Origin of the sequence: Polaromonas sp. LjRoot131, assembly GCF_964252805.1 — a bacterium.
Taxonomy (GTDB): domain Bacteria; phylum Pseudomonadota; class Gammaproteobacteria; order Burkholderiales; family Burkholderiaceae_C; genus Polaromonas.
Genome location: NZ_CAXUPF020000003.1, coordinates 436,424 through 458,331, shown reverse-complemented (window position 1 = coordinate 458,331; position 21,908 = coordinate 436,424). Strand labels below are relative to the sequence as shown.

The 21,908-nt window shown below is 60.7% G+C and carries 18 protein-coding genes and 2 tRNA genes; 12 read left to right on the top strand and 8 right to left on the bottom strand.

Annotated features, from left to right (window positions below):
• Positions 1-554: 554 nt before the first annotated feature.
• The 5 genes from ACSQ27_RS16805 (at position 555) to ACSQ27_RS16785 (ending at position 7,267) form a co-directional block, all read left to right on the top strand.
• A complete protein-coding gene (locus ACSQ27_RS16805) occupies positions 555-2,894 on the top strand; it encodes an ATP-dependent nuclease (RefSeq protein WP_436156637.1) in 2,340 nt (779 codons plus the stop codon).
• A complete protein-coding gene (locus tag ACSQ27_RS16800) occupies positions 2,891-4,792 on the top strand; it encodes a UvrD-helicase domain-containing protein (RefSeq protein WP_436156636.1) in 1,902 nt (633 codons plus the stop codon). The genes ACSQ27_RS16805 and ACSQ27_RS16800 overlap by 4 nt, the downstream gene beginning before the upstream one ends.
• Before the next feature lie 131 nt (positions 4,793-4,923).
• Positions 4,924-5,343 carry a hypothetical protein gene (locus tag ACSQ27_RS16795; RefSeq protein ID WP_436156635.1) on the top strand — a complete coding sequence of 140 codons (420 nt, stop codon included), beginning with the start codon at positions 4,924-4,926 and terminating at the stop codon, positions 5,341-5,343.
• 231 nt (positions 5,344-5,574) lie between these two features.
• Entirely contained in the window at positions 5,575-5,781 is a 207-nt protein-coding gene (locus ACSQ27_RS16790; protein WP_436156634.1) for a helix-turn-helix domain-containing protein, read from the top strand.
• A 517-nt stretch (positions 5,782-6,298) separates the two neighbouring features.
• On the top strand, positions 6,299-7,267 hold the full coding sequence (locus tag ACSQ27_RS16785; RefSeq protein ID WP_436156633.1) for a DUF2726 domain-containing protein: 969 nt from the start codon (positions 6,299-6,301) through the stop codon (positions 7,265-7,267).
• A gap of 405 nt (positions 7,268-7,672) precedes the next feature.
• Here the strand turns inward: ACSQ27_RS16785 and ACSQ27_RS16780 are convergent, their stop codons facing one another.
• From ACSQ27_RS16780 to hrcA, 5 genes are all read right to left on the bottom strand, one after another.
• Positions 7,673-8,368 carry a hypothetical protein gene (locus ACSQ27_RS16780; protein WP_436156632.1) on the bottom strand — a complete coding sequence of 232 codons (696 nt, stop codon included), beginning with the start codon at positions 8,366-8,368 and terminating at the stop codon, positions 7,673-7,675.
• Positions 8,368-8,583: a helix-turn-helix transcriptional regulator gene (locus tag ACSQ27_RS16775; RefSeq protein WP_436156765.1), complete on the bottom strand. Its 216-nt coding sequence runs from the start codon at positions 8,581-8,583 to the stop codon at positions 8,368-8,370. The genes ACSQ27_RS16780 and ACSQ27_RS16775 overlap by 1 nt, the downstream gene beginning before the upstream one ends.
• A gap of 124 nt (positions 8,584-8,707) precedes the next feature.
• Positions 8,708-9,424 carry a hypothetical protein gene (locus ACSQ27_RS16770; RefSeq protein WP_436156631.1) on the bottom strand — a complete coding sequence of 239 codons (717 nt, stop codon included), beginning with the start codon at positions 9,422-9,424 and terminating at the stop codon, positions 8,708-8,710.
• A gap of 103 nt (positions 9,425-9,527) precedes the next feature.
• Positions 9,528-9,604: transfer RNA gene (locus ACSQ27_RS16765), tRNA-Ile, on the bottom strand.
• Between the two features lie 46 nt (positions 9,605-9,650).
• Positions 9,651-10,670: a heat-inducible transcriptional repressor HrcA gene (gene hrcA / locus ACSQ27_RS16760; RefSeq protein WP_436156630.1), complete on the bottom strand. Its 1,020-nt coding sequence runs from the start codon at positions 10,668-10,670 to the stop codon at positions 9,651-9,653.
• Positions 10,671-10,718: 48 nt separating this feature from the next.
• On the opposite strand from hrcA, the gene ACSQ27_RS16755 reads away from it, so the two are divergent.
• From ACSQ27_RS16755 to rapZ, 3 genes are read left to right on the top strand one after another with little or no spacing between them, the layout of a single operon-like run.
• The gene (locus ACSQ27_RS16755) at positions 10,719-11,594 is read left to right on the top strand and encodes an NAD kinase (RefSeq protein ID WP_436156629.1); all 876 of its coding nucleotides are present in this window, start codon (positions 10,719-10,721) and stop codon (positions 11,592-11,594) included.
• A gap of 16 nt (positions 11,595-11,610) precedes the next feature.
• A complete protein-coding gene (gene recN / locus ACSQ27_RS16750) occupies positions 11,611-13,254 on the top strand; it encodes a DNA repair protein RecN (RefSeq protein WP_436156628.1) in 1,644 nt (547 codons plus the stop codon).
• Complete coding sequence (rapZ, locus tag ACSQ27_RS16745) at positions 13,254-14,120, top strand: RNase adapter RapZ (protein WP_436156627.1); 867 nt, start codon at positions 13,254-13,256, stop codon at positions 14,118-14,120. The genes recN and rapZ overlap by 1 nt, the downstream gene beginning before the upstream one ends.
• A 12-nt stretch (positions 14,121-14,132) precedes the next feature.
• On the opposite strand, the gene mutY is transcribed toward rapZ, so the two are convergent.
• From mutY to mutM, 3 genes are all read right to left on the bottom strand, one after another.
• Positions 14,133-15,215 (bottom strand): A/G-specific adenine glycosylase, encoded by a 1,083-nt coding sequence (mutY, locus tag ACSQ27_RS16740; protein ID WP_436156626.1) that lies wholly within the window; start codon positions 15,213-15,215, stop codon positions 14,133-14,135.
• A gap of 62 nt (positions 15,216-15,277) precedes the next feature.
• Positions 15,278-17,254 (bottom strand): dynamin family protein, encoded by a 1,977-nt coding sequence (locus ACSQ27_RS16735; protein ID WP_436156625.1) that lies wholly within the window; start codon positions 17,252-17,254, stop codon positions 15,278-15,280.
• A 78-nt stretch (positions 17,255-17,332) separates the two neighbouring features.
• A complete protein-coding gene (gene mutM / locus ACSQ27_RS16730; protein WP_436156624.1) occupies positions 17,333-18,148 on the bottom strand; it encodes a bifunctional DNA-formamidopyrimidine glycosylase/DNA-(apurinic or apyrimidinic site) lyase in 816 nt (271 codons plus the stop codon).
• Between the two features lie 136 nt (positions 18,149-18,284).
• Here mutM and ACSQ27_RS16725 point away from each other — a divergent pair, with 136 nt between their 5' ends.
• The 4 genes from ACSQ27_RS16725 (at position 18,285) to ACSQ27_RS16710 (ending at position 21,729) form a co-directional block, all read left to right on the top strand.
• Positions 18,285-20,066: a tetratricopeptide repeat protein gene (locus tag ACSQ27_RS16725; protein ID WP_436156623.1), complete on the top strand. Its 1,782-nt coding sequence runs from the start codon at positions 18,285-18,287 to the stop codon at positions 20,064-20,066.
• Between the two features lie 15 nt (positions 20,067-20,081).
• Positions 20,082-20,603 (top strand): lipoprotein insertase outer membrane protein LolB, encoded by a 522-nt coding sequence (locus ACSQ27_RS16720; RefSeq protein WP_436156622.1) that lies wholly within the window; start codon positions 20,082-20,084, stop codon positions 20,601-20,603.
• Between the two features lie 43 nt (positions 20,604-20,646).
• On the top strand, positions 20,647-21,567 hold the full coding sequence (locus ACSQ27_RS16715; protein WP_436156621.1) for a 4-(cytidine 5'-diphospho)-2-C-methyl-D-erythritol kinase: 921 nt from the start codon (positions 20,647-20,649) through the stop codon (positions 21,565-21,567).
• A gap of 85 nt (positions 21,568-21,652) precedes the next feature.
• A tRNA-Gln gene (locus ACSQ27_RS16710) sits at positions 21,653-21,729 on the top strand.
• The last annotated feature ends 179 nt before the right edge of the window (positions 21,730-21,908 follow it).

Here is a 21,908-nt window from a genome sequence, read left to right as displayed (position 1 = left end):
CCCCGCAGCGAAGTCCGCAAAACATTACGTTGCTTGCGTTCAGGATGCTGAAATTGGCTCGACAGTACATGCGCCTATGCGCCAAAAATAGCCAATGAATGCCGGGGTTCATGCCACTCCGTCCAAATCCATAGTAGACAACTATCTTTACTTTGTTGCAAGCAACCATGCAACCCTCACTAGGGCTCCATTTTCGCTTTGGCGACAACGTTGTACCTATACGGCTGACTCGGATTTTTCGGAGCTCCGCCTGGAGCCTACGCGTTCGCATTCCGTGAGGTTCAAATGGCGATGTTGCGAACGCCCTTGTTATCCTCTAAATAGAGGAGGTGCTTAGCGGGACCACCTGTCACTATCTTAGATATGGCTGGGGACGCCATGAGCTGTTATGGACGCTCGGCCTGCGCGAGATGTCAAGGTTCCGGTGGCCGTTCCATGGATGTGCGGCTACAGTTAAAAGGCAATTACGACTTCGATCTATCTGTACCGTGCGTAGCCCTACTGAGCGATACGAGTGAGAACGGGACACGAAACGTCATTAATAAGAGGGGACTATGCATATTGAAACCGTCTGGGTCCGCAACTTCCGGCGCCTACAGGATGCCCGCATCGATCTTGCGTCGGACATATCCATATTCGTCGGGGCAAACAACAGCGGCAAGACGTCAGCAGCGCATGCATTGCAACTCTTCACTGCGGCTTCGAGAGAACGGTTCTCGCTTCACGACTTTAGTTCTGAATGCTGGGATGCCATCAACGCTTTTGGGGAAGGGACACCAGGCACCGAACTGCCGCACATTTCCATAGACATTTGGTTTAGCGTCCAGCCCGCCGATCTGCATCGAGTTGTGGATCTGTTGCCGAGTTTGACCTGGCAAGGCAGCCGCGTCGGGGTTCGGGTTGAATTGGCGGCCTCAGACGCCTTGGCGTTAAAAGGCAGCTTTCAAGAGGCCCGAACTCGAGCACGGCTCGCTCACGCGCAAGCCGCAGGGGAAGCTCAAGCTCCGGCTGACGCGGTGCCAGCTCCGGCCAACGGTGGCTACAACCCACAGCCGCGCACCCTTTGCGACTACCTAGAAGCCTCCACTGGCGACCACATGCGGCACGATTTCGAGCTGCGTTACTACGTTCTCGACAGCGCGCAGTTCGGCGCCAATTTGCAACCCGCTGAGGACTATGTGCCGCTGCGACTAATGCCTGACAAAGGCCGCAGCGGCAAAGATGTGCTGACCAGCCTCGTCAAGGTCGACTTTCTGCATGCCCAGCGTCATTTGTCAGACTCCAATGGGGGTGCGCGATCAGAAGATCTGTCCCGCTGTCTGAGTCGTTTCTACGAGAGAAACCTCGAAAAGCGTGGTGAAGACTATGAGGCCCAGCAGGCATTGTCGCAATCCGAAACATTGCTGAACGATCACTTGGAGCGCGTCTTCGGTCCCACGCTTGCGCGCCTGGCCGATCTTGGATATCCCGGCGTCCACAATCCTCGGCTGCTGATCAAGACTGCCCTGAATCCGGCAACGATCCTAAGCAGCAACGAAGGGGCTCGTGTCCATTACGCGGTAGGACCCATGGGTCGCGCGGGCGGCGGGGCGACCTTGCCTGATCGCTATAACGGCCTTGGCTTTAAAAACTTGATCTACATGGTTGTCGAGCTGCTCGATGTTCATGCCCGATGGCTAGACATCGAAGAGAACCGTCCACCCCTCCACCTAATCTTTATCGAGGAACCGGAAGCACACCTGCATGCGCAACTGCAACAGGTTTTCATCCGCAAAGTGCTTGACATTCTGGCGGTGTCGGCGGAAGACAGGCCGTATTGCACCAGCCAACTCGTGGTCTCAACGCATTCACCGCACGTACTCTTCGAACGCGGTTTTCGACCCATTAGGTATTTTCGCCGGACCGCCGATGCAGGAGTCCAGCGCTCCCAGGTCCTGAGCCTGGCGGCCTTTTACGAGACGGCCAATGATCCTGACGATCCGACTGATCGCACTCGAGATTTTCTTGAGCGCTATTTAAGGCTCACGCATTGCGACCTATTCTTCGCCGATGCTGCCATCTTGGTTGAGGGTAGTGTCGAACGTCTGTTGATGCCGCAGATGATCGCCAAGACCGCACCACGGCTGCAGTCGACCTATCTGAGCATTCTTGAGATCGGCGGCGCGTTCGGCCATCGATTCAAACACTTGATCGACTTTCTAGGCCTGACATCCCTCATCGTGACAGACATCGACAGCGTATTGCCACCGGCGGCAGGCTTCGCAGCAGCAGCTGCGGGACACGAGCCGATCGATGAGGACGATCCCAACTCAGCCCCTGACGGCGACGAAGAGGCAGAAGAAGCGGAGGTGGCTCGTCGTGGACGAAAGGCATGCATGGTCCATGAGATTGGAGCGCTCACGTCCAATCAAACGCTGGTCAAGTGGCTTCCGGGGCGCAGGAGTATCGCTGAGCTGCTCGCTGCCACCGTTGATCAGCGCATCCAGCCGCGCGTGATAGCTAGCGACGCGCTCGTGCGAGTTTCTTACCAGACCCCGGTTGAGGTGACTTGGCGCGGAACGATGGAGCTTAAGACCGGCAGGACGTTAGAGGAAGCTTTCGCATTGCAGAATCTGGCGTGGTGCCAAGATCCCGACCGAAAACACCTCGGTTTACGCGTCAAGGGCTGCAACACGCTGGATGTTGATTCCATTGCGCGTAGCTTATATAGGAAAGTTAAGAACGCAAGCTTCCATAAGACTGATTTTGCGCTCGCGCTGCTGGCCCAAGATCCCGCTGCATGGACAGTGCCTGGCTACATCTCCGAGGGCCTTCAATGGCTTGAGGAGCAGGTCGCCCCTCCTCCCGCGCTTGTGCCGGAACCTCAAGCGGGCAACGCGGATGCTGCAGTATGACTAAGCGCGTCGGCCAGCCTGACACGCAGGCAGATCTGGAACTGCGCGCTTGCCTGGACGAGCGGCCCCAACGCAGCTTCGTGATGGTCGCCGGGGCCGGCTCGGGGAAGACGACGTCGCTTGTAAAGGCTCTAGCTCATCTTGGGCGGACTCGAAGAACAGAGCTCAAGATTCGCAGCCAGCGAGTCGCCTGCATCACCTACACCGACGTGGCGGTCAAGGAAATCTGGGGCGACGTGGGGAACGATTCGTTGTTCCATGTTTCGACTATTCACAGCTTCTTATGGACTGTGATCCGGCCGTTCCAGGTCAATCTGAAGGCCTGGATGATTTCGCGGATCCACGAAAAAATCGCCGATGCACAGGAGCACCACGACAGGCCCAGGACGCAAGCGGCGACCCGGGAGCGTCTGATCGGTGACATCGCTCGTTACCGGCATCAGCTGGTGACAGTAGAGCATCGAACCCATTTCTCGTATGGTGCGGGCAGCGACTTCACGCGTGGCATCCTTGGCCACACCGACGTCATTGCGGCGGCCGTAGATCTGATCCAGCAGAGTCAGTTGCTCCGCGACGTCATTGCGAGCCGGTATCCTTTGCTGTTCGTAGATGAGAGCCAGGACACCAAGCCTGAAATTGTGGCCGCCTTTCGTCGCATAGCCGAGACCACTCCTGTGGAGTTCTGCCTCGGATTTTTCGGCGACCCCATGCAGAAAATCTACATGGACGGCGCCGGTGCGATCGATGCCCCCGGCGATTGGCGACGGGTCACCAAGCCCGAGAACTTTAGGTGTCCGAGCCGCGTATTACGCATTGTGAACGCAGTTCGCCAACCGGGCGATGGCTTGGTTCAAACGCGCGGCCGTATGACGTCAGTCGACGGCGCCCCAGTCGTGGTCGAAGGATCCGCGCGAATGTTTCTGCTCTCCGCCGATGATCACCGCTCAGCGAAGCTGGCAAAAGTTCGAGAATGGATTCGACGGCGTAACAACGATGATCTTTGGGTAAGTGAGGATCGCGCGGCTGATGTCCGGGCACTGGTCGTCGTGCACCGTATGGCTGCAACCCGGCTCGGCTTCCCCAACCTGTATGCGGCTTTGAATGACGACGCGCCTTCAAGCATCAAGGAAGGCTTGAAGGACGGCACTGCATGGCCGCTCCGTCCTTTCCTGACCTACTTGCTGCCGTTGACCATGGCGGTGCGCGAGAACCGCAACTTCGATGTGATGACGCTCTTGCGCTCCGAATGTCCGTTGCTAAGTCCGGCGGGCCTGTCCGGCGCGGATGCCCCAGAAGTCCTGGCGGGGTTGCGAGCATCCACCACAGAGCTGGTCCAAATAATGCGGTCGAACAACGCGACCCTTAGGGATGTCCTCGCCTATGCTTCTCATGCCCGAATACTGCAGCTCGACGATGCATGGACAAAGTACCTCGACGCAGATCCCGCGGCGCTCGTTATTGATGATGACCCTGAAGTGGTTCCCGTGACAGCCCTACTGAACTGCGGTGTCGCCGAGCTAACCGGCTACCGTCACTACCTTGAGGATCTTTCGCCGTTTGCCACCCAGCAAGGAGTCAAGGGTGCAGAGTTCGAGCGAGTGCTCGTGATAATCGATGACGAGGAAGGCAAAGGACAAAGACATTTCTCCTATGAGAAGTACTTTGGTATGACTGCACTCTCAAGAACGGACAATGAAAACATCGCCGAGGGCATCGACAACGTTGTTGAGCGCACGAGACGGCTCTTCTATGTTTGCTGTTCACGCGCTACACGCGATCTGGCTGTGGTTATGTTCGTAGCCGACATCCCCGCAGCCCGAGCAAAGATCGAGGAGGCCGGCCTCTTCGAGCCCGGTGACATCGTGGACGAACCGGCTCTTGAGGCTGCTTTGGCCTAAGAAAACAGCAGCTCCCCTAGTTTGGCCTCTTAAGACCAAGTCTTTTCGGTCACATAGCGGCGCCAACCCCGGTCCAAAGCATCCTCGATTGAAAAGACGCTAAGTGGAGCCTGCGCCCCCTGGCGAAGAAGGTGAGCCTATTTCTCTCCAACGGGACTGTTGAATTCAACCTCGTGGAAGCACAATGGGCGTTCAAGCTGGCCGACCTGTCGGCGGCAATTTTTGTCTTGTTGGAGCCCATACCGCATATGAAGAAGCCGACCATCAAGGAGTTCAACCGTGCCTACGTCAGACTCTACGGCATAGTCAAGAAGCAGGGAGACTGGGAGGAGTTTAAGGCTCACTACAGGGTAGAAATTATTGAGTTCGGTACGCGCAAACACGGTGATTGCGGTGTGCGAGTCCTTGACACAGATGGTGCACCGGCAACTCTTGGGAGTGTCATTCCGAACAAGATCACTTACAGGTGCTTCGTAGAGCCTTCACGGACGACGTGGGTGGAGTACTTCAGAGAGGGTGACACCACTAGGTGCGAAACGATTTCTGGGTAGCTTGTCCAACCAGGAGCCCAGCTTTCTAACCTCCTCAATTGCCTTGTAAGCTTCACCGAGTCAACATAGACTGTAGGAGGCAGTAGCCACCCCTAACACCCGCATCACAGTGGGTAACCAGGCTGCGGGTATCAAGGCTCCCGATAAATTATGCGAATTAGTGTTTATGTGAATTAGGGTATTAGGCAGATATTCACCAAGGTGAAAAAAACCTTGGCCTTGAGAGTGGGAATGACCGTACGCAACCTCCGTGTCGAGAGCGGAATGAGCCAAGTTGTTTTTGGTGAGCGCTGCGGTTTTTATCAAACGTACCTCAGTCGACTTGAACGAGGTCAAGCCAACCCCACGCTCAATGCGCTTGAGGTCATTGCTGGTGCATTCAATCTCTCGATTTTTGAGTTCTTCGAAAAGGTAAGGTCCTCCGGCGAGACCAAGTAATGCCTTAGGGCGGGCCTAATCGTGTCAGCCCACCCCGCAGGTACTGAGCCCCTAGCCGTCCTGTCCAGCGATCCTCCCCAAGAAGTGATTGAAACAGGCGCGTTATCTCAGGGGCCTCTATTGGCCACAGAGGAGGGCGCTTGAGCGCTTCATCCAAAGCATCAAGAGTCGGATCCCAAACACCGCAATCACATGCCATCACAGTGCTAACAGCGCACTGTGCTGAGCTCCCTTGTGGCAAAAAACACAAAAATTACGCAGCGAACCAGGTAGGTTCATGAGTATCCATAGCGATTCATGCCCTTTTGACGCGCTCCCAAATGTTTACCAGTTACCAATTTCAGGAAGCGCGTAAAGGTGTTTTTCTTCACACAGGGTATTACTTCGAATATGCTCTGGATCACATAAACACTAATTCACATAAGTACTCATGACGGCCGGCAAGCGCACCTCTTAAAACCTGGTGTGTGCGCCCTACAAATTGAAGTTCCACCATCGAACATAGGCGCAGTTCTTTGTGAAAACAATTCGAGTAAGTGCTGCGATTAAGCATATGAAAAAACGGCTGGAGGCCGACGACTTAGAGGGCTTCCTGGCGGCATATGAGAACTACGTGCTCACCGTAGTATTTGAACCCGCTGCGATACCCCTTACACAAGTTGCCCTCCCCTCAGCGCTGCGTAGGGGCTTCGAAAAAGGGAGCATCACAGCCCTTACGCTAGTGACGTTATGGCGGCTTGTGCTGAACGGAAGCTTGCTACTCGTTGAGGACGACCTGAGAGACATGATCAATCAGAACATCGATGGCGCCCTGAAGACGCTAACAACGCCTACTTCTGACTCTCCTGCTAAGGCGCTGCCTACTATAGTTGAGACAGCGCAGAAACTTCCTGATTCTGTTCGACGGTATCGCAAGCCCACCCCCACTCCAGAGTGCTCACAGATAAAGCGTATCTCGATCATCAGCACATTCTCTATTCGCGCCTGGTCCGCGTCCGACGCGCTCGACTTTCGGAGGAACCTGTGTTTAAGCAACCAAGAGAGAGAATTCCTGCGCGCGATCCGTCAGTATTTTCCCTCGATGCAGTCCTATCCAAATATCCCGCTGCGCAACTTCATCAACCTTGATGAGATTGGACTCTCCATACCCACTAGTTTTCGAGAATTTGCATGGCAGTCTCAGGTTGACACTCTTTTGTGCACCTGCGACGAGGATCCAGTAGCGGGCTTCGAACTGGACTCATCTTGGCATGACAACGAAGGTGCGGCTCGTCGTGATGACATCAAAAACAAGCTGTTCCAGTTGGCGGGGTTGCCGCTATTCAGGATTCGACCAGCCGACCCGCATCTCGTCCGTGCTGAAGATTTCTACGATCTTCTGAATGCCGAGCCTGCCCTGGAGACGATTCGTCCCCGGCGTATGCGACCTCGGCGTTCTCACGACGGGTTAGCTCCTGAAAGCGCAGAAACTGTCCGCCGCTGGTGATGACATAGGAAGCTGGGCAATGAGAGATACAGATCGATCAGCCTTCGCAAGCTTTGATAGTCTGCCTTCTTCGGCGGGTGTCCGCCTTCCCGTTGTCGCTGCTCTATTCGCGATCTCGCCGGCAACCGTCTGGCGCTGGTGCAAATCAGGTCATCTACCGCAGCCCACTCGAATCGGTAGAGTGACGTTATGGAACGTTGGGGAGTTGCGCCTTCGATTGAAAAGCGCAACTATGCAAGCAATCGAACCACCGGAGGCCAGAGAAAAACCATAACTGCGAAAAACTCACCATCGCTGATTGCGCGCCAGCGGAGCAACCGATAACCGTTAAATCGTGATTAATTTGGACTCATCTTGGCGTTAATTACTGGGGATCTTATTGCTACAGGTCACTTACCAAACTAATTATCTCTGCTGTACGGAGAGCCACCATCCGGGATTTCTTTCTCCTGAGGCCACACAGCGACACTCTTTGATGACTTGAGCAATAGGGTCAGACTGAGAAAGAAAAACTCTTGCGGCACCGGTCCACAAAATAAGCACTGCTCTGGTGGGCGCATCACAATCCTGGCCAGCCTCTCTCAACGCCTCAATGAAGCGTGTGGCTGATTCATATTGGCCATGAAGTGTCGCCAGTGCCATGATATCCGCGGGATCGGCAATGGACTCGCACGCCTGCTCAGCGAAGCTGACCTGAAGGCTTTGAATATCGCTCACAAACCCACTTGTGACCAAAACCTCGGACGCTTCGATATGCTCCGGAATCTTCGGCGCACCTATTCCCCCACGGGAATCGTCAGATGCCATCGGGGCTGCCGGCAATTCAACAAACGGCACCGGTAGCAGATCCAGCTCCGCCGCCCGCTCTTGACTCACTTTTATGGACACCGGATTAGAGCCCTTTTCGGGATCCGGAAGCGGCAAGCACCGCATCTGTTTTCCCAGTGCTAACTGGTGCCAGTAGCCTCGACCGGGTGTTGGGACGTCGTATGCCTTGCACTTTCTGCCAAGGCCGGAACCGGAAACACCAAGTTCCTCGGCGATTCTCGTCACCGGACAATTCCATACCCATTTATAGAGCTGCTCGCGGGTCAATTTCATTATTGGCCCACCTCTGCCCAATCCTGAGCGTTCTTTATCCAGTCAAACACAACGCAGCTCCGCCACACGGTTATTCTTCCGGTTATTTTGAAGCCTGCGGGAAATTTTCCGTCTTTGACCCACCGTCTAAAGGTGGATTGCGACACCGGAATCAACTGAAGAATTTGCCTCTCGCGCAACAGTGAAAGATCTTTTGATTGCTCTTTTTTGGTCATCATGCTCGCCCAGTGAACCGTAATGAGGCCACATGCTGCGTTAGGCGCGAGCAAAAGAAAAGTTAACTAGATATTTCTCCCCGCGGTCGAAAGGCCTTAACCCTTTCCAAGGGGATAAATTCAGCTACCACTCGGCTTTAGGACGCCTGCCGATGTGGGCAAAGGATGGTCGAAAAGCTGCGGCGAAAGCTTTACTTTGGTAGGCTGAATATCCCTTGCCCACAAAGAATTTCATCAAATCTGGTTCGGTTGACGGGCACCCAGGGATAACAGTTCCCCCCTCGGTAACAGTTTTCCAAAGTTGCATCCCTTCCCACATATCTCGTAGCTTTGGCGGTAAGGACGCCGCATCGAAAGGCAACCTCTCCCGCGTCGGCGCTCGCTGTGGATAAGCCCTCAATCGCTGATCGCTGACATAGGACTTGAATCGTTGGAGCGTCGTAAAGCTTTGCAGAAGATCTGCAGCGACTTTGACGCAGACAAGCTTTCCCTGATCAATGTCCAGCAGCAAAGGCGGCACAGCACCAACAAAATTTAGCAGTCGAGTGCTTGAAGGCAGAAGCTCGTGTGCCACTCGCTTTAACTCACCCAAGCGGCCTTTCCTGCCCAAGCCCAGGACCGCGGGGTCCATGTAGTGATGCAGTGCCAATGCCTCCCAAACGCGAAGTTGTGGGATGCCGTGGTAGCGCTGATAGGTGTAGTCGTCGGCCTCAAGACGCTTGGCGAACTCTTTTAATTCGTCTTGAGTTAGCTCGGCTAACGGTTTAGGACGACTCGCAACCAGTTCGATTCCGCCCATTGAGTGATTCAAAAGAGGCTTCAACAGCTCGGCTCGCTTCATCGCCCGACCCTTTCGCAGCAAAAACGGCAACGAAGTGGCAACTGAGCGCTGTTTAGGCCAGGCACATGTTAGCGCACACTCTCGCCGAAAAGCTTTATTTAAATGGTAGGGCGTGAGTGACTTGAACACTCGACCAAAGGATTATGAGTCCTCTGCTCTAACCAACTGAGCTAACGCCCCACACAAGAGGGAGATTGTAAGGGCCTCCGAGGACCTGCTCGCGGGCCTATTTGCTGTGGCTCAGGGCGGTGCTGACCAGTTTGGAGGTGATATCGACGATCTGGATCATTTTTTCGTAGGGCATGCGCATGGGGCCAATGACGCCCAGCGTGCCCACGACCTGACCGTCGACTTCATAAGGCGCGGTGACCACCGACAGCTCCTGGTAGGGAATGACCTGGCTTTCGCCGCCTATGTAGATGCGAACCCCCTCGGCGCGGCTGGACACGTCGAGCAGGCGCATCAGCTGCGCCTTTTGCTCGAAGAGGTCGAACAGCTTGCGCAGGTTGCCCATGTCGCCGGAGAAATCGCTGACGGCCAGCAGGTTGCGCTCGCCGGAGATGACGACCTCGTCGCGCGATTCGATGGCTTCGGAGCTGACCTTGACCGCGGCCTGCATCAGCGTGGCGATCTCGCCGCGCAGCGCCTCAACCTCGTTTTTCAGCCGCTCGCGCACTTCCTCGATCGCCATGCCGGCGTAATGTGAATTGAGGAAATTGGCGGCCTCCACCAGTTGCGACTGGCTGTAGTCGGCCTCGGTGAAGATGACCCGGTTCTGCACGTCGCCGTCGGGCGACACGATGATCACAAGGAAACGTTTTTCGGACAGGCGCAAAAATTCAATATGACGGAACACCGACGTCCGGCGCGGCGCCATGACGACGCCGACGAACTGCGACAGGCTGGAGAGCATGTGCGCCGCGTTGCTGAGCACCTTTTGCGGCTGGTCGGGCGCCAGCCGGGGGGCGCCTATCTGGCCCGCGGCGGGGAAGGGGTCGCGCTGCGTGGTCAGCATGGTGTCGACGAAGAGGCGGTAGCCGCGCGCCGTGGGGATGCGGCCGGCGGAGGTGTGCGGGCTGACGATCAGGCCGAGCTCCTCGAGGTCGCTCATCACGTTGCGTATGGTGGCGGGGGACAGCTCCAGGCCCGAGGCCTTGGACAGCGTGCGTGAACCCACCGGCTGCCCATCGGCAATGTAGCGCTCTACCAGCGCCTTGAGAAGCAACCGCGCACGATCATCAAGCATGCCGACATTCTACGAAGCTTGGGGCGGATGTTGTGATGTAATTTGCCGATGAAATCGCAATTCCGCCATGTCGCACTGATCGGCAAGTACCACGCACAGGGTTCCCGGTCGGCGCTGGAGGACATTGCGCATTTCCTGGGCACCCAGGGCTGCGAGGTGGCAATCGAGCAGGACACCGCCAGCAACACGGGTCTCACGCAGTTTCCGACGTTGGATGCGGCCGGCATAGGCGCGCAGTGCGACCTGGCCCTGGTGGTCGGCGGCGACGGCACCATGCTGGGCATAGGCCGGCTGCTGGCGCAGTTCGGCATTCCACTGGTGGGCATCAACCAGGGCCGGCTCGGCTTCATCACCGACATCGCCTTCGAGGACTACCAGAACACCCTGATTCCCATGCTGCGCGGCGAGTACGAGGAAGACCGCCGCTGGATGATGCAGGCCAAGGTCGTGCGCGACGGCCGCTGCGTCTTCAGCGCCACCGCCATGAACGACGTGGTGGTTAACCGCGGCGCGACCGCCGGCATGGTGGAGCTTCGCGTCGAGGTGGACGGCCGCTTCGTGGCCAACCAGCGCGCCGACGGCCTGATCATCGCCTCGCCCACCGGCTCCACGGCCTACGCGCTGTCCGCCGGCGGACCCCTGCTCCACCCCTCGATTGCCGGCTGGGTGCTGGCGCCGATTGCACCGCACACGCTGTCGAACCGGCCCATCGTGCTGTCGGACTCCGGCGAGATCACGATTGAAATCGTCGCCGGCCGGGACGCCAGCGCCAACTTCGACATGCAGTCGCTGGCCAGCCTGCTGCACGGCGACCGCATTACCGTCAGGCGCTCGGAGCACCAGATGCGCTTTCTGCACCCCAAGGGCTGGAGCTACTTCGACACCTTGCGCAAAAAACTTCACTGGAATGAAGGCGTGGCCTGAACGGCACGATTTATTTATGAGCCTCAAAAGCATCTCGCTTCGCGATTTCGTCATCGTCCACGAACTCGAGCTGGACCTGTCCGGTGGGTTCACGGTGCTGACCGGTGAAACCGGCGCCGGCAAATCCATCCTGATCGACGCCCTGCAACTGGCCCTGGGCGCACGCGCCGATGCCGGCGTGATCCGCGAAGGCGCGGCGCGCTGCGAGATCAGCGTCGAGTTTGACAGCCCCAAGGGCCTGGCCGCCTGGCTGGAACAAGCCGGCTTCGACGGCGGCGACACCCTGCTGCTGCGCCGCACGATAGACGTGCAAGGCAAAAGCCGCGCCTGGATCAACGGCAGCGCGGCAACCGCCACGCAGCTCAAGGAGATCGCCGACCACCTGGTGGACATTCACGGCCAGCATGCCTGGCAAAGCCTGACCCGGCCCGACGCGGTGCGCGGCCTGCTGGACTCCTATGCGGATGTTTCCACGGATGAACTCTCGCGCCGCTGGCAGCAGTGGCGCCAGGCCCAGAAGACGCTGCTGGAGGCGCGTGACGCCCAGGACAGCCTGCAGCGCGAACGCGAGCGCCTGGCCTGGCAGATCGGCGAGCTGGACAAGCTCGCACCGGGCGCCGACGAGTGGGACGAACTTAATGCCCAGCACGGGCGCCTGTCGAATGCCCAGGCCCTGCGTGACGCGGTGCAAACCGCCGTCGATGCATTGCAGGAAGCCGACGAGAACGCCAACGCGCTGTTGGGCCGCGCGATTGCGGCGCTGCAAAACCAGGAACACATAGAGCCCGAGTTCAAGGCCATGGTGGAAGTCCTGAACGGCGCCCTGGCGCAGATGGAAGACACGGTCCACTCGCTCAACGGCTATGCCCGGCATGCCGAACTCGAGCCGCAACGGCTCGCCGAACTCGACGAGCGCCTGTCGCAATGGGTCAGCCTGGCGCGCCGCTACAAACGCACGCCGGCCGAGCTGCCTGAGCTGCTGGCCTCCTGGCAGGCCGAACTGCAAAAACTCAATGCCGCGGCCGACCTGGCCCAGCTTGAGAAGAACGAAACCCAGGCCAAGGCGGCCTACCTCGAAGAAGCCGGCCAGGTGTCCAAGGCTCGCGCCAAGGCCGCACCCAAGCTCGCCAAGGCCATCACCCAGGCCATGCAGGGCCTGGGCATGCAGGGCGGCAAATTCGACGTGGCACTGGCCAAGCTCGAGCAACCCGCCCAGCACGGCCTGGAACAAGCCGAATTCCTGGTGGCGGGCCACAGCGGCAGCACGCCGCGCCCCGTCGGCAAAGTAGCCTCCGGCGGCGAGCTGTCGCGCATCGCGCTGGCCATTGCCGTCACCACCAGCCAGCTCGGGCAGGCTGAAACATTGATCTTTGACGAGGTGGATTCAGGCGTGGGCGGCGCCGTCGCCGAAACCGTGGGCCGCCTCATGAAACAGCTGGGCAAGGACCGCCAGGTCATGGCCGTCACCCATTTGCCCCAGGTGGCGGCCTGCGCCGACCAGCACCTGGTGGTCGCCAAACGCTCCGAGAACGGCGTCACCCTGAGCGCCGTCGACCATGTCAACGGCGAGCAGCGTGTGGCCGAGATCGCCCGCATGCTGGGCGGAGAACGCCTTTCCGGCACCACGCTGGCCCACGCCAAGGAAATGCTGGGGCAGTGATGGCGACGCTGGAAATGGTCCTCATCACCGGCATGTCGGGCTCGGGAAAATCCGTCGCCCTGCACGCGCTGGAGGACGCCGGCTACTACTGCGTCGACAACCTGCCCCCCGAGCTGCTCACGCCTTTCGTGGCGCTGGAGCAAAAGCACGGCGCGCAGAAAGTCGCGATCGCCATGGACGTGCGCAGCGCAACCTCGCTGCCGCTGGTGCCCCAGCAGCTGCGCCAGCTGCGCGAGTCCGGCGTGGTGGTGCAGTCGCTGTTCCTGGACGCCAACACCGAAACCCTGGTGCGCCGCTTTTCGGAAACGCGCCGGCTACACCCGCTGTCGCGCATAGACGCCTCCGACCAGCACCGCGCGCTGGTGGACGCCATCGAGCTCGAACGCGAGTTGCTCGGCGAAATGCGGGAGCAGGCCCATGTGCTGGACACCAGCATGATCCGGTCCTCGCAGTTGCAAGGCTATGTGAAGTCGCTGATTTCCGCGCCTACCACGCAGCTGACGCTGGTGTTCGAGTCCTTCGCGTTCAAGCGCGGCGTGCCGCTGGACGCCGACTATGTCTTCGACGTGCGCATGCTGCCCAATCCGCACTATGAATCCGGCCTGCGCCACCTGACGGGGCGGGACGAGCCGGTGGCGGACTACCTCAAGGCGCATCCCGAGGTCGGCGACATGTTCCGGCACATCGAACAATTCCTCAGCCACTGGCTGAATGCGCTGGTGCGCGACCACCGCAGCTACGTGACGGTCGCCATCGGCTGCACCGGCGGCCAGCACCGTTCGGTCTACCTGGTCGAGGAACTGGCGGCGGCTTTCAGCCCGCACTGGCGCACGCTGAAGCGGCACCGCGAACTCGACGCCGGCTGAAAGGGGTGCCGGTCAGGCGACCTGCGCGAGCAGCTTGCGTATAGGTGCCGGCAGGCCCAAGGCGGGCCAGGCGCTGGGGCCGAACCAGGCACCCGGCCGCTCCTCCGACACCATGGCCTTGGGCAGCGCCTGGCCGGCGCCAAGGCCCGCGACCCACGGCGACAAGTACAGATCCTTATGCGTGAGTACATGGACAAACTGCGGCAGGGGAGCTAGCCGAGACTGCAACGCGGGCGGCAGCACTGCTTTCAGCTCATCGTCGCTCTCGAAGACCGGCAGGCAATACAAACCGCCCCAGACACCCCGGCCGGGACGCCTTTCAAGCCAGACCGAGCCGTCGGGCCGCTGCGCCCACAACAGGCTCAGGCCCTGGGCGCTGCGCTTGAGCTTGCGTGTCTTGACGGGGTATTTGCCGGGGTCGCCCTCGGCAAAACCTCGGCACAGCTTCTGCACCGGGCACAGCAGGCACTGCGGCTGGCGTCCGGCGCAAATCGAGGCGCCCAGGTCCATCAACCCCTGGGTGTAGCGCGGCATGGTGTCTGGCAGGTTCCGCTTGGGCAGCAACTCTGTGGCCAGATTCCACAGCGCTTTTTCATTGGCGCTTTGGGCGAGGTCGGCGGAAAACGCCAGCACCCGCGTGAGCACCCGCTTGACGTTGCCATCCAGAATCGCGACACGCTCGCCGAAGCAGAAGGAAGCAATCGCGGCCGCCGTCGAACGACCTATGCCGGGCAGAGTCTGGAGTTGCTCCGCCGTGCCCGGGAATTGCCCGCCATGCAGGGCTACAACGTCTTTCGCACAGCGATGCAGGTTGCGCGCGCGGCTGTAGTAACCCAGCCCGCTCCACAGGCCCAGCACTTCATCTTCGCTCGCGGCGGCCAGTTCGGCGACCGTGGGGAAGCGATCGAGAAAACGCGCGTAGTAATCAAGGACCGTGGCGACCTGGGTCTGCTGCAGCATGATCTCGGAAAGCCACACGCGGTAAGGATCGCGCGTGTTCTGCCAGGGCAGGCTGTTGCGCCCGTGCGTGCTTTGCCAGCGCACGATTTCCCCGGAAAAACCGGGAGGCGGGGTTTGCAAGGCGGATTGCTTCATCGCCGGCTTTGCGCCCTGGGAGGAAAAAGGCGCTGGATGGCTGACTGGCCTGCCGGCAAGGCTCAGGCTGCCTCGGGAACGGCCGCGTTCTGGGCGGCTGCAGCGGCCTGCGCCTTGTCCTGCGCAGAAGTGCCGCCCATCAGGTGGGCGGTCAACTCGGTGAGCTTGTTGTCCAGCTCGTTGAGCACACCTTCCTGCTCGTCGATTTCGGCGATGCGTTCGTCCAGGCCCGATGCCGCTTGCTGGATGCGCTCAATGGCCTCCAGCCTGCGCCCGAAATTGCGGCGCCGCTCGCGCAACTGGGCATCCAGTTGCGAGGCCGCCGACTTGTTCCAGAGCTCGACCTCGCCCAGCGCGGTCTCGTAGACCACGCGCAGGCGCGTGGCCAGCGCACGCACCAGGCGCTCGGAAAAGTCCGCCTGGGACAGCTTGATCACATTGCTCAGCCCGAGGTACTGCAGGTGGCTACGCTCTATCAGTTCGAGGTCGTGCTCGTAGCGGATCAGTTCCGGCTCTTTGGGCGCCTGCAGCGAGAAGCTGAATTCGGCATTGAGCTGGCGGAAGGACGCAGTCAGCATGGACTGGATCTCGCCGCTCAGGATCTGGGATTTCTGCAGGCCCTCGCGCAGGCGAGAGAAGGTCTGCCCGTAGGCTTTTTTGACGCCCAGCTTGATGCCCGGCTGCTTCAGCGCCTGCGTGAGTTCGGCCAGTTCGGCCTTGAGGGTCGGCGTGCTGAGCAGGTTGAACAGGTCGCGCAGCATCTTGAGGTGGACCGAACGCACCGCGTGGATCTTCGAACCGCTGGTGTCGAATTCGGCTTGTTCCTGCTCGATGCGGCTGCGCATGTGCTTGATCACCGACACGTTTTTGCCGCGCAGGCCGCGCAGCTCGATCATCTGCTCGGCCAGGTCGCGCCGGCGTATGTGCATGGCGCGTCCGGCTTCCGTGCGGAGTTCGCCGATGCCGGCGGCTACCGCCGAGCGCAGGATTTTCTGGCGCTGGCCCATCACGCCCTGGCCCAGCGCGAGCTCGAGCGCCGGCAGGTGGCTGGCTTCCAGCAAGGCCTTGTCGCGGGTCACCTTGGCCACCAGGCCCTTCTGGGCCGAGACGGGGATGACCTGGGACTCCGGCAGGCCCAGGATTTCGGCCGAGGTCGCGCGTTGCCGGTCGATCTGCGCCTTGATTTGCTCAGGCGTGCTCAGCGCGTCCCAGAGCGTGTCTATCTTGTTGAGCACCACCAGGCGCGCGTCGCTGCCCTCGCCCTCGGTGATCAGGTGTTCGCGCCAGATCGCCAGGTCGGACTTGGTGACGCCGGTGTCGGCGGCCAGGATGAACACCACGGCATGCGCCTGGGGAATCAGGCTCACCGTCAGCTCGGGCTCAGCGCCTATGGCGTTCAGGCCGGGCGTATCGAGGATCACCAGGCCCTGCTTGAGCAGCGGGTGCGCGATGTTGATGAGGGCATGGCGCCACTTGGGCACCTCGATCAGGCCGTCGGGGCCGGCCAGCGGGTTGTCGTCGGGGCTGCTGTCGTGCCAAAAGCCGAGCGCGCGGGCCTCGTCCTTGGTGACGTGGCGCACTTCTGCGACTTTTTCCAGGGCTTGGGCCAACTGCGCCGGGTCGTTGACGTCCAGGTCCAGCCGGGTCCACTTCTCGGGGGCCGAGCGCCATTCCATCAGGGCCTGTTTCTGCAAACGCGTCTCGATGGGCAGCAGGCGCAGGCAGGGCGGCACGTCCGCGTCGTAGCCGAGCTCGGTCGGGCACATGGTGGTGCGGCCGGCGCTTGCCGGCATGATGCGGCGGCCATAGCCGGCAAAAAAGATCGCGTTGATCAGTTCGGACTTGCCGCGCGAGAATTCCGCCACAAAAGCCACCATGACCTTGTCGGAACGCACCTGGGACTCCAACCGCTGCAGGCGCTCCTCGACGGCCGCGTCGAGCAGGTCATGGTCTTTCATCCACTCAGCAAGCAGCTTCAGGCGAAGTGCAAATTCACGCCGCCACGCGCCATGCTGGTCAAATTGTTCGTTAAAAGACATCGGTCTTCCGTTAAGTGTGGTCGGTCAATATAGCATCGCAGCCCCGAAAGGCCTATTGGCGCCTCTACGTATCCAGGTTCAAGGTTTCTGGCAGGCCGCGCAATAAAAAGTGGAACGCTGGCCCTGGCGGATGCTTTTGACGGGCGCGGCGCACACCCGGCAAGGCTGGCCGGCCCGGTCGTAAACCATGGCTTCGAGCTGGAAATAGCCCGATTCGCCCCAGGCATTCGAGAAGTCCCGCAAGGTGCTGCCGCCTTTTGTAACAGCCTGCGCCAGCACCTGGCGTATGGCCGCGTGAAGCAGCGCCGCGCGCGGCTTGCTGATGCGGCTGGCCCGCGTGGTGGGGCGTATGCCCGCCAGGAACAAGGCCTCGGAGGCGTAAATATTGCCGACGCCGACCACCGCCTCGCCGGCCAGCAGGACTTGTTTGATGGGCGTTTGCCGCAGTTTGAGCGCCTGGTGGAAACCGGCCGCATCAAAAGCGTCGCTGAGCGGCTCCACGCCCAGGCGGCCGAGCAGCTTTTGCGCGGCCGGGGCGTTTTCACCGCTGGCATAGACCACCGCACCAAAACGGCGCGGGTCGTTCAGCCTCAGGGTTCCCAGGCTGGTGGCCATATCGAAGTGGTCGTGTTTGCCCGGTGCGGGAAAGCCGGTGCCAAAACTCACGCTGCCGGACATGCCCAGGTGGATCATCAGCAGGCCGTCGCTCAGGTCGACCAGCAGGTATTTGCCGCGCCGGCGAACGGCGAGCACCTGCCGGCCGACCAGCTGACGCGGCTGGCAGCCCAGCGGCCAGCGCAGGGGCTTGCCCATTTCGACGCGCTCGATGCGCGCGCCCGCGATGCGGTCCGCAAAACTCAGGCGGGTGACTTCGACTTCCGGCAGTTCAGGCATAGGGGTGAAAGTTAGGGGCGCCGGTCCGCTGGCGCAAGGGGCGGTTCACGGCGCCGTGCAAGGCCGGCCACAAAAGCTTTCAAGGCGGCAGGGTAAAGCGGGAGCGCGACCCGGAAGCATCAATTATCATGGTTCGATGAAGAAAAAATCTGGCCTTGTCGGCCTTGCCCTCAGCGGCCTGTGGTTTGTCGCACCCCTGGCCCTGGCGCAGACCGACGAGCCTGTTTCCGCCGCGCCCGCCACGCTCAGCGAGGCCAAGGCCGCGCAGGAAGCCACCCCCTCCTCGCTTCTGGACAGCGCCCTCTTCTACCAACTGCTGGTTGGTGAAATGACTTTGCAGGACGGCGAGCCGGCCGCCGGCTTTGCCCTGATGCTGGATGCCGCCCGCAAAACCAGCGACGCCCAGCTTTACCAGCGCGCCACCGACATCGCCCTGCAGTCGCGCTCGGGCGACGCCGCCCTGCAGTCGGCCCGAGCCTGGAAACAGGACCAGCCCACCTCGCGCGAGGCCAACCGTTACGTGCTGCAAATCCTGGTGGCGCTCAACCGGATTGCCGACACGGTGGAGCCGCTGCAGACTGAAATCAAGCTGGCCCCGGACGTGGAACGGCCTTCCGTCCTGACTTCGGTGCCACGCGTCTATGCCCGCGCGACGGACAAAAAACTGGCCAGCACCGTGGTGGAAGAGGCCCTGGCCGACTACCTGGGCAATCCCGCCACCGCCGGCGCCGCCTGGACCACCGTCGCGCGTATGCGCCTGGCCGCGGGCGATGCCGGCGGTGCGCTGGCCGCCGCCCGCCGCGGCCAGGCCGCCGCCCCGCGCGCCGAAGGCCCGGCGCTGGTGGCGCTTGAATTGATGGACCCCAAGCTGCCCGAAGCCGAAACCGTGATCCGCAATTATTTCGAGGGCAACACCAAGGCCATGCCTGAAATCAGGATGGGCTATGCCCGGGCCCTGCTGGACGCCCAGCGTTATGCCGAGGCCTCGGCCCAATTGCAGGTCGTGACGCGCGACAAGCCCGACCTCCCTGAGGGCTGGCTGGTGCTGGGTTCCCTGCAACTGCAGGACAACCAGTTGGCGCAGGCGCAAAGCTCGCTGGAGCGCTATGTCGGCCTGGCGCAGCAACAGACTGCCGAAGGCGAACGCAACCGCGGCCTGGCCCAGGCTTATTTGTCGCTCTCGCAAATTGCGGAAAAACGCAAGGATTACGCCGCGGCGGAAAGCTGGCTGGCCAAGATCGAGAACTCCTCCGACCTGGCGCTGGCGCAGACCCGGCGCGCTTCCATCCTGGCCAGCCAGGGCAAGCTTGAAGAAGGCCGCCAGCTGATCCGCAAACTGCCCGAGCGCAACCCGGCCGAGGCCAGGATCAAACTCAATGCGGAAGTGTCCCTGCTGCGCGAGTTCAAGCAATACCAGCTGGCCCACAAGGTGCTGGCCGAGGCGCTGGTGAAGGCGCCGGAAGAAACCGAGCTGATTTACGACCAGGCCATGATGGCCGAAAAGCTGGGCAAGCTCGATGAAATGGAAAGCCTGCTGCGCAAGGTCATCCAGCTCAAACCCGACTACCACCACGCCTACAACGCCCTCGGTTACTCGCTGGCCGATCGCAGCGTGCGGCTGCCCGAGGCGCGCGAGTTGATCCGCAAGGCGCTGGAATTCGCCCCCGCCGACCCGTTTATCCGGGACAGCCTGGGCTGGGTGGAATTCCGCATGGGCAACAAGGCCGAAGCTGCGCAGATCTTCGAGGCCGCCTACAAGGCCAAGCCCGATGCGGAGATCGCCGCGCATTTCGGCGAAGTACTATGGGCCATGGGCCAGCGCGACCGCGCCATCGCCATCTGGAAGGAAGGCCGATTGCTCAATCCCGAGAACGAAACGCTGCTGGAAACGCTCAAGCGCCTGCGCGTGAAGCTGTAAGCCGGGATACCCATCTTGCCCTTCACCCTCCACATGCGCCTGGCCCGGCTGGCCCTTGCTTTTGCAACCCTCTTCACCGTGTTTTTTCTTGCCGGTTGTGCGCAAATTCCCAGGGCCGCAGCCCAGGATGGGTTGAAAAACGACTTCTGGACCGGCCGCATCAGCCTGCAGGTTCAAAGCGAGCCGGCGCAGTCTTTTTCGGCCAGCTTCGAACTCAAAGGCCGGGCCGAACGCGGTGAACTCACGCTGATCAGCCCCTTGGGCAATGTGCTGGGCGTGCTGCGCTGGTCGCCCGGCGAAGCGGTACTGGACTCGGGCGGCGGCAAAGTCCAGCGTTTTGCCTCCGTCGACGAACTGATGGCCCAGGCCACGGGTGCGGCCGTGCCGATAGATGCGCTGTTTGCCTGGCTGCGCGGCGACAATGCCGCCGCCAGCGGCTGGTCGGCGGACCTCTCTCGCCAGAAGGAAGGCCGGATTTCGGCCAAAAGGTCGCAGCCGGCGCCGCAGGCCGACCTGCGTGTTGTGCTCGATCAGTAGCCATAAGTACCACCGCCGCCCTGTCCGGCTTTTGCTTTTCTTCATGACCTCCATCGCTCCCGCCTCAGGCACCGTGTCGCCGCTCAAGGCCCTGTATGACGTGCCGGCACCCGCCAAGCTCAATCTTTTTCTGCACATCACCGGCCGCAGGCCCGACGGCTACCACCTGCTGCAGTCCGTCTTCATGCTGATCGACTGGTGCGACACCCTGCACTTTGAGGTGCGCACCGACGGCCGCATCAGCCGGGAGGACCTGGAAACGGACGGCCACGCGGCAGAAGCTTTGCCGGCGGACGACCTGGCGGTGCGGGCCGCCCGGGCATTGCAAGCCGCCAGCGGCACCTCGCTGGGCGTGCACATCGGCCTGCAAAAGCGGATTCCTTCACAGGCAGGCATGGGCGGCGGTTCGTCCGACGCGGCCAGCTGCCTGCTGGCCCTGCAGCGGCTGTGGGGCGTGCGCTTGCCGCCTCAGGAACTGCGCTCCCTGGCACTTTCGCTGGGCGCCGACGTGCCTTTTTTCCTCTCGGGCGGCCATGCCTGGGTGGAGGGCATAGGCGAGAAAATCACGCCGCTGGCGTTGCCGCCGGCCCGGTTTGTGGTGGTCAAACCGGCGGCCGGGCTCCCCACGCAAGGTATTTTCAGCGCGCCCGGGCTCAAACGCGACACAGAAACTGCTACAATCCAAGGCTTTGCTGCAAATGCTGAAGGCCAGTCGAAATCGCTTGATTTCGGATTCGGCCGCAACGACTTGCAGCCGGTAGCGCAGGAGATGTGCCCGCAGATAGGCCAATCGCTCGATTGGCTGAAAAGCAGACATCTTCAAGGGCGCATGACCGGCTCCGGAAGTGCTGTATTTGCGCAACTGCCGCATGAAATGGATTTGCCGGACACCTCAGGATTGCCTGAGGGCTGGAAAGTCCGCAAATGCGGTAATTTGGAGGCGCATCCCCTGGCCGGTTGGTAAAATAACCGCTCTCGAAATGTGTTTCCAAGCGACCATAAATGAATAAGTTATAGGTCTGTTGTTGGCAACAACAACTGTCCTGTGTAGGGGTGTCGCCAAGCTGGTTAAGGCACCGGATTTTGATTCCGGCATTCGCAGGTTCGAATCCTTCCACCCCTGCCAAATTTAAGACTGAGGGCCACAGCCCCAGTGTTGCGGACCCGCCCGGAGCGGGCCCGCGTGACTCCTGACAGACCCGCATGATGTGTATCAGCGGGTCTGTATGTTTTTGGAAACACGGCAGCCAAGCGGCGCTCACTGCCAAGCCCGTAGCAACGTGTTGTCCCCCGTGCGTATTTTGC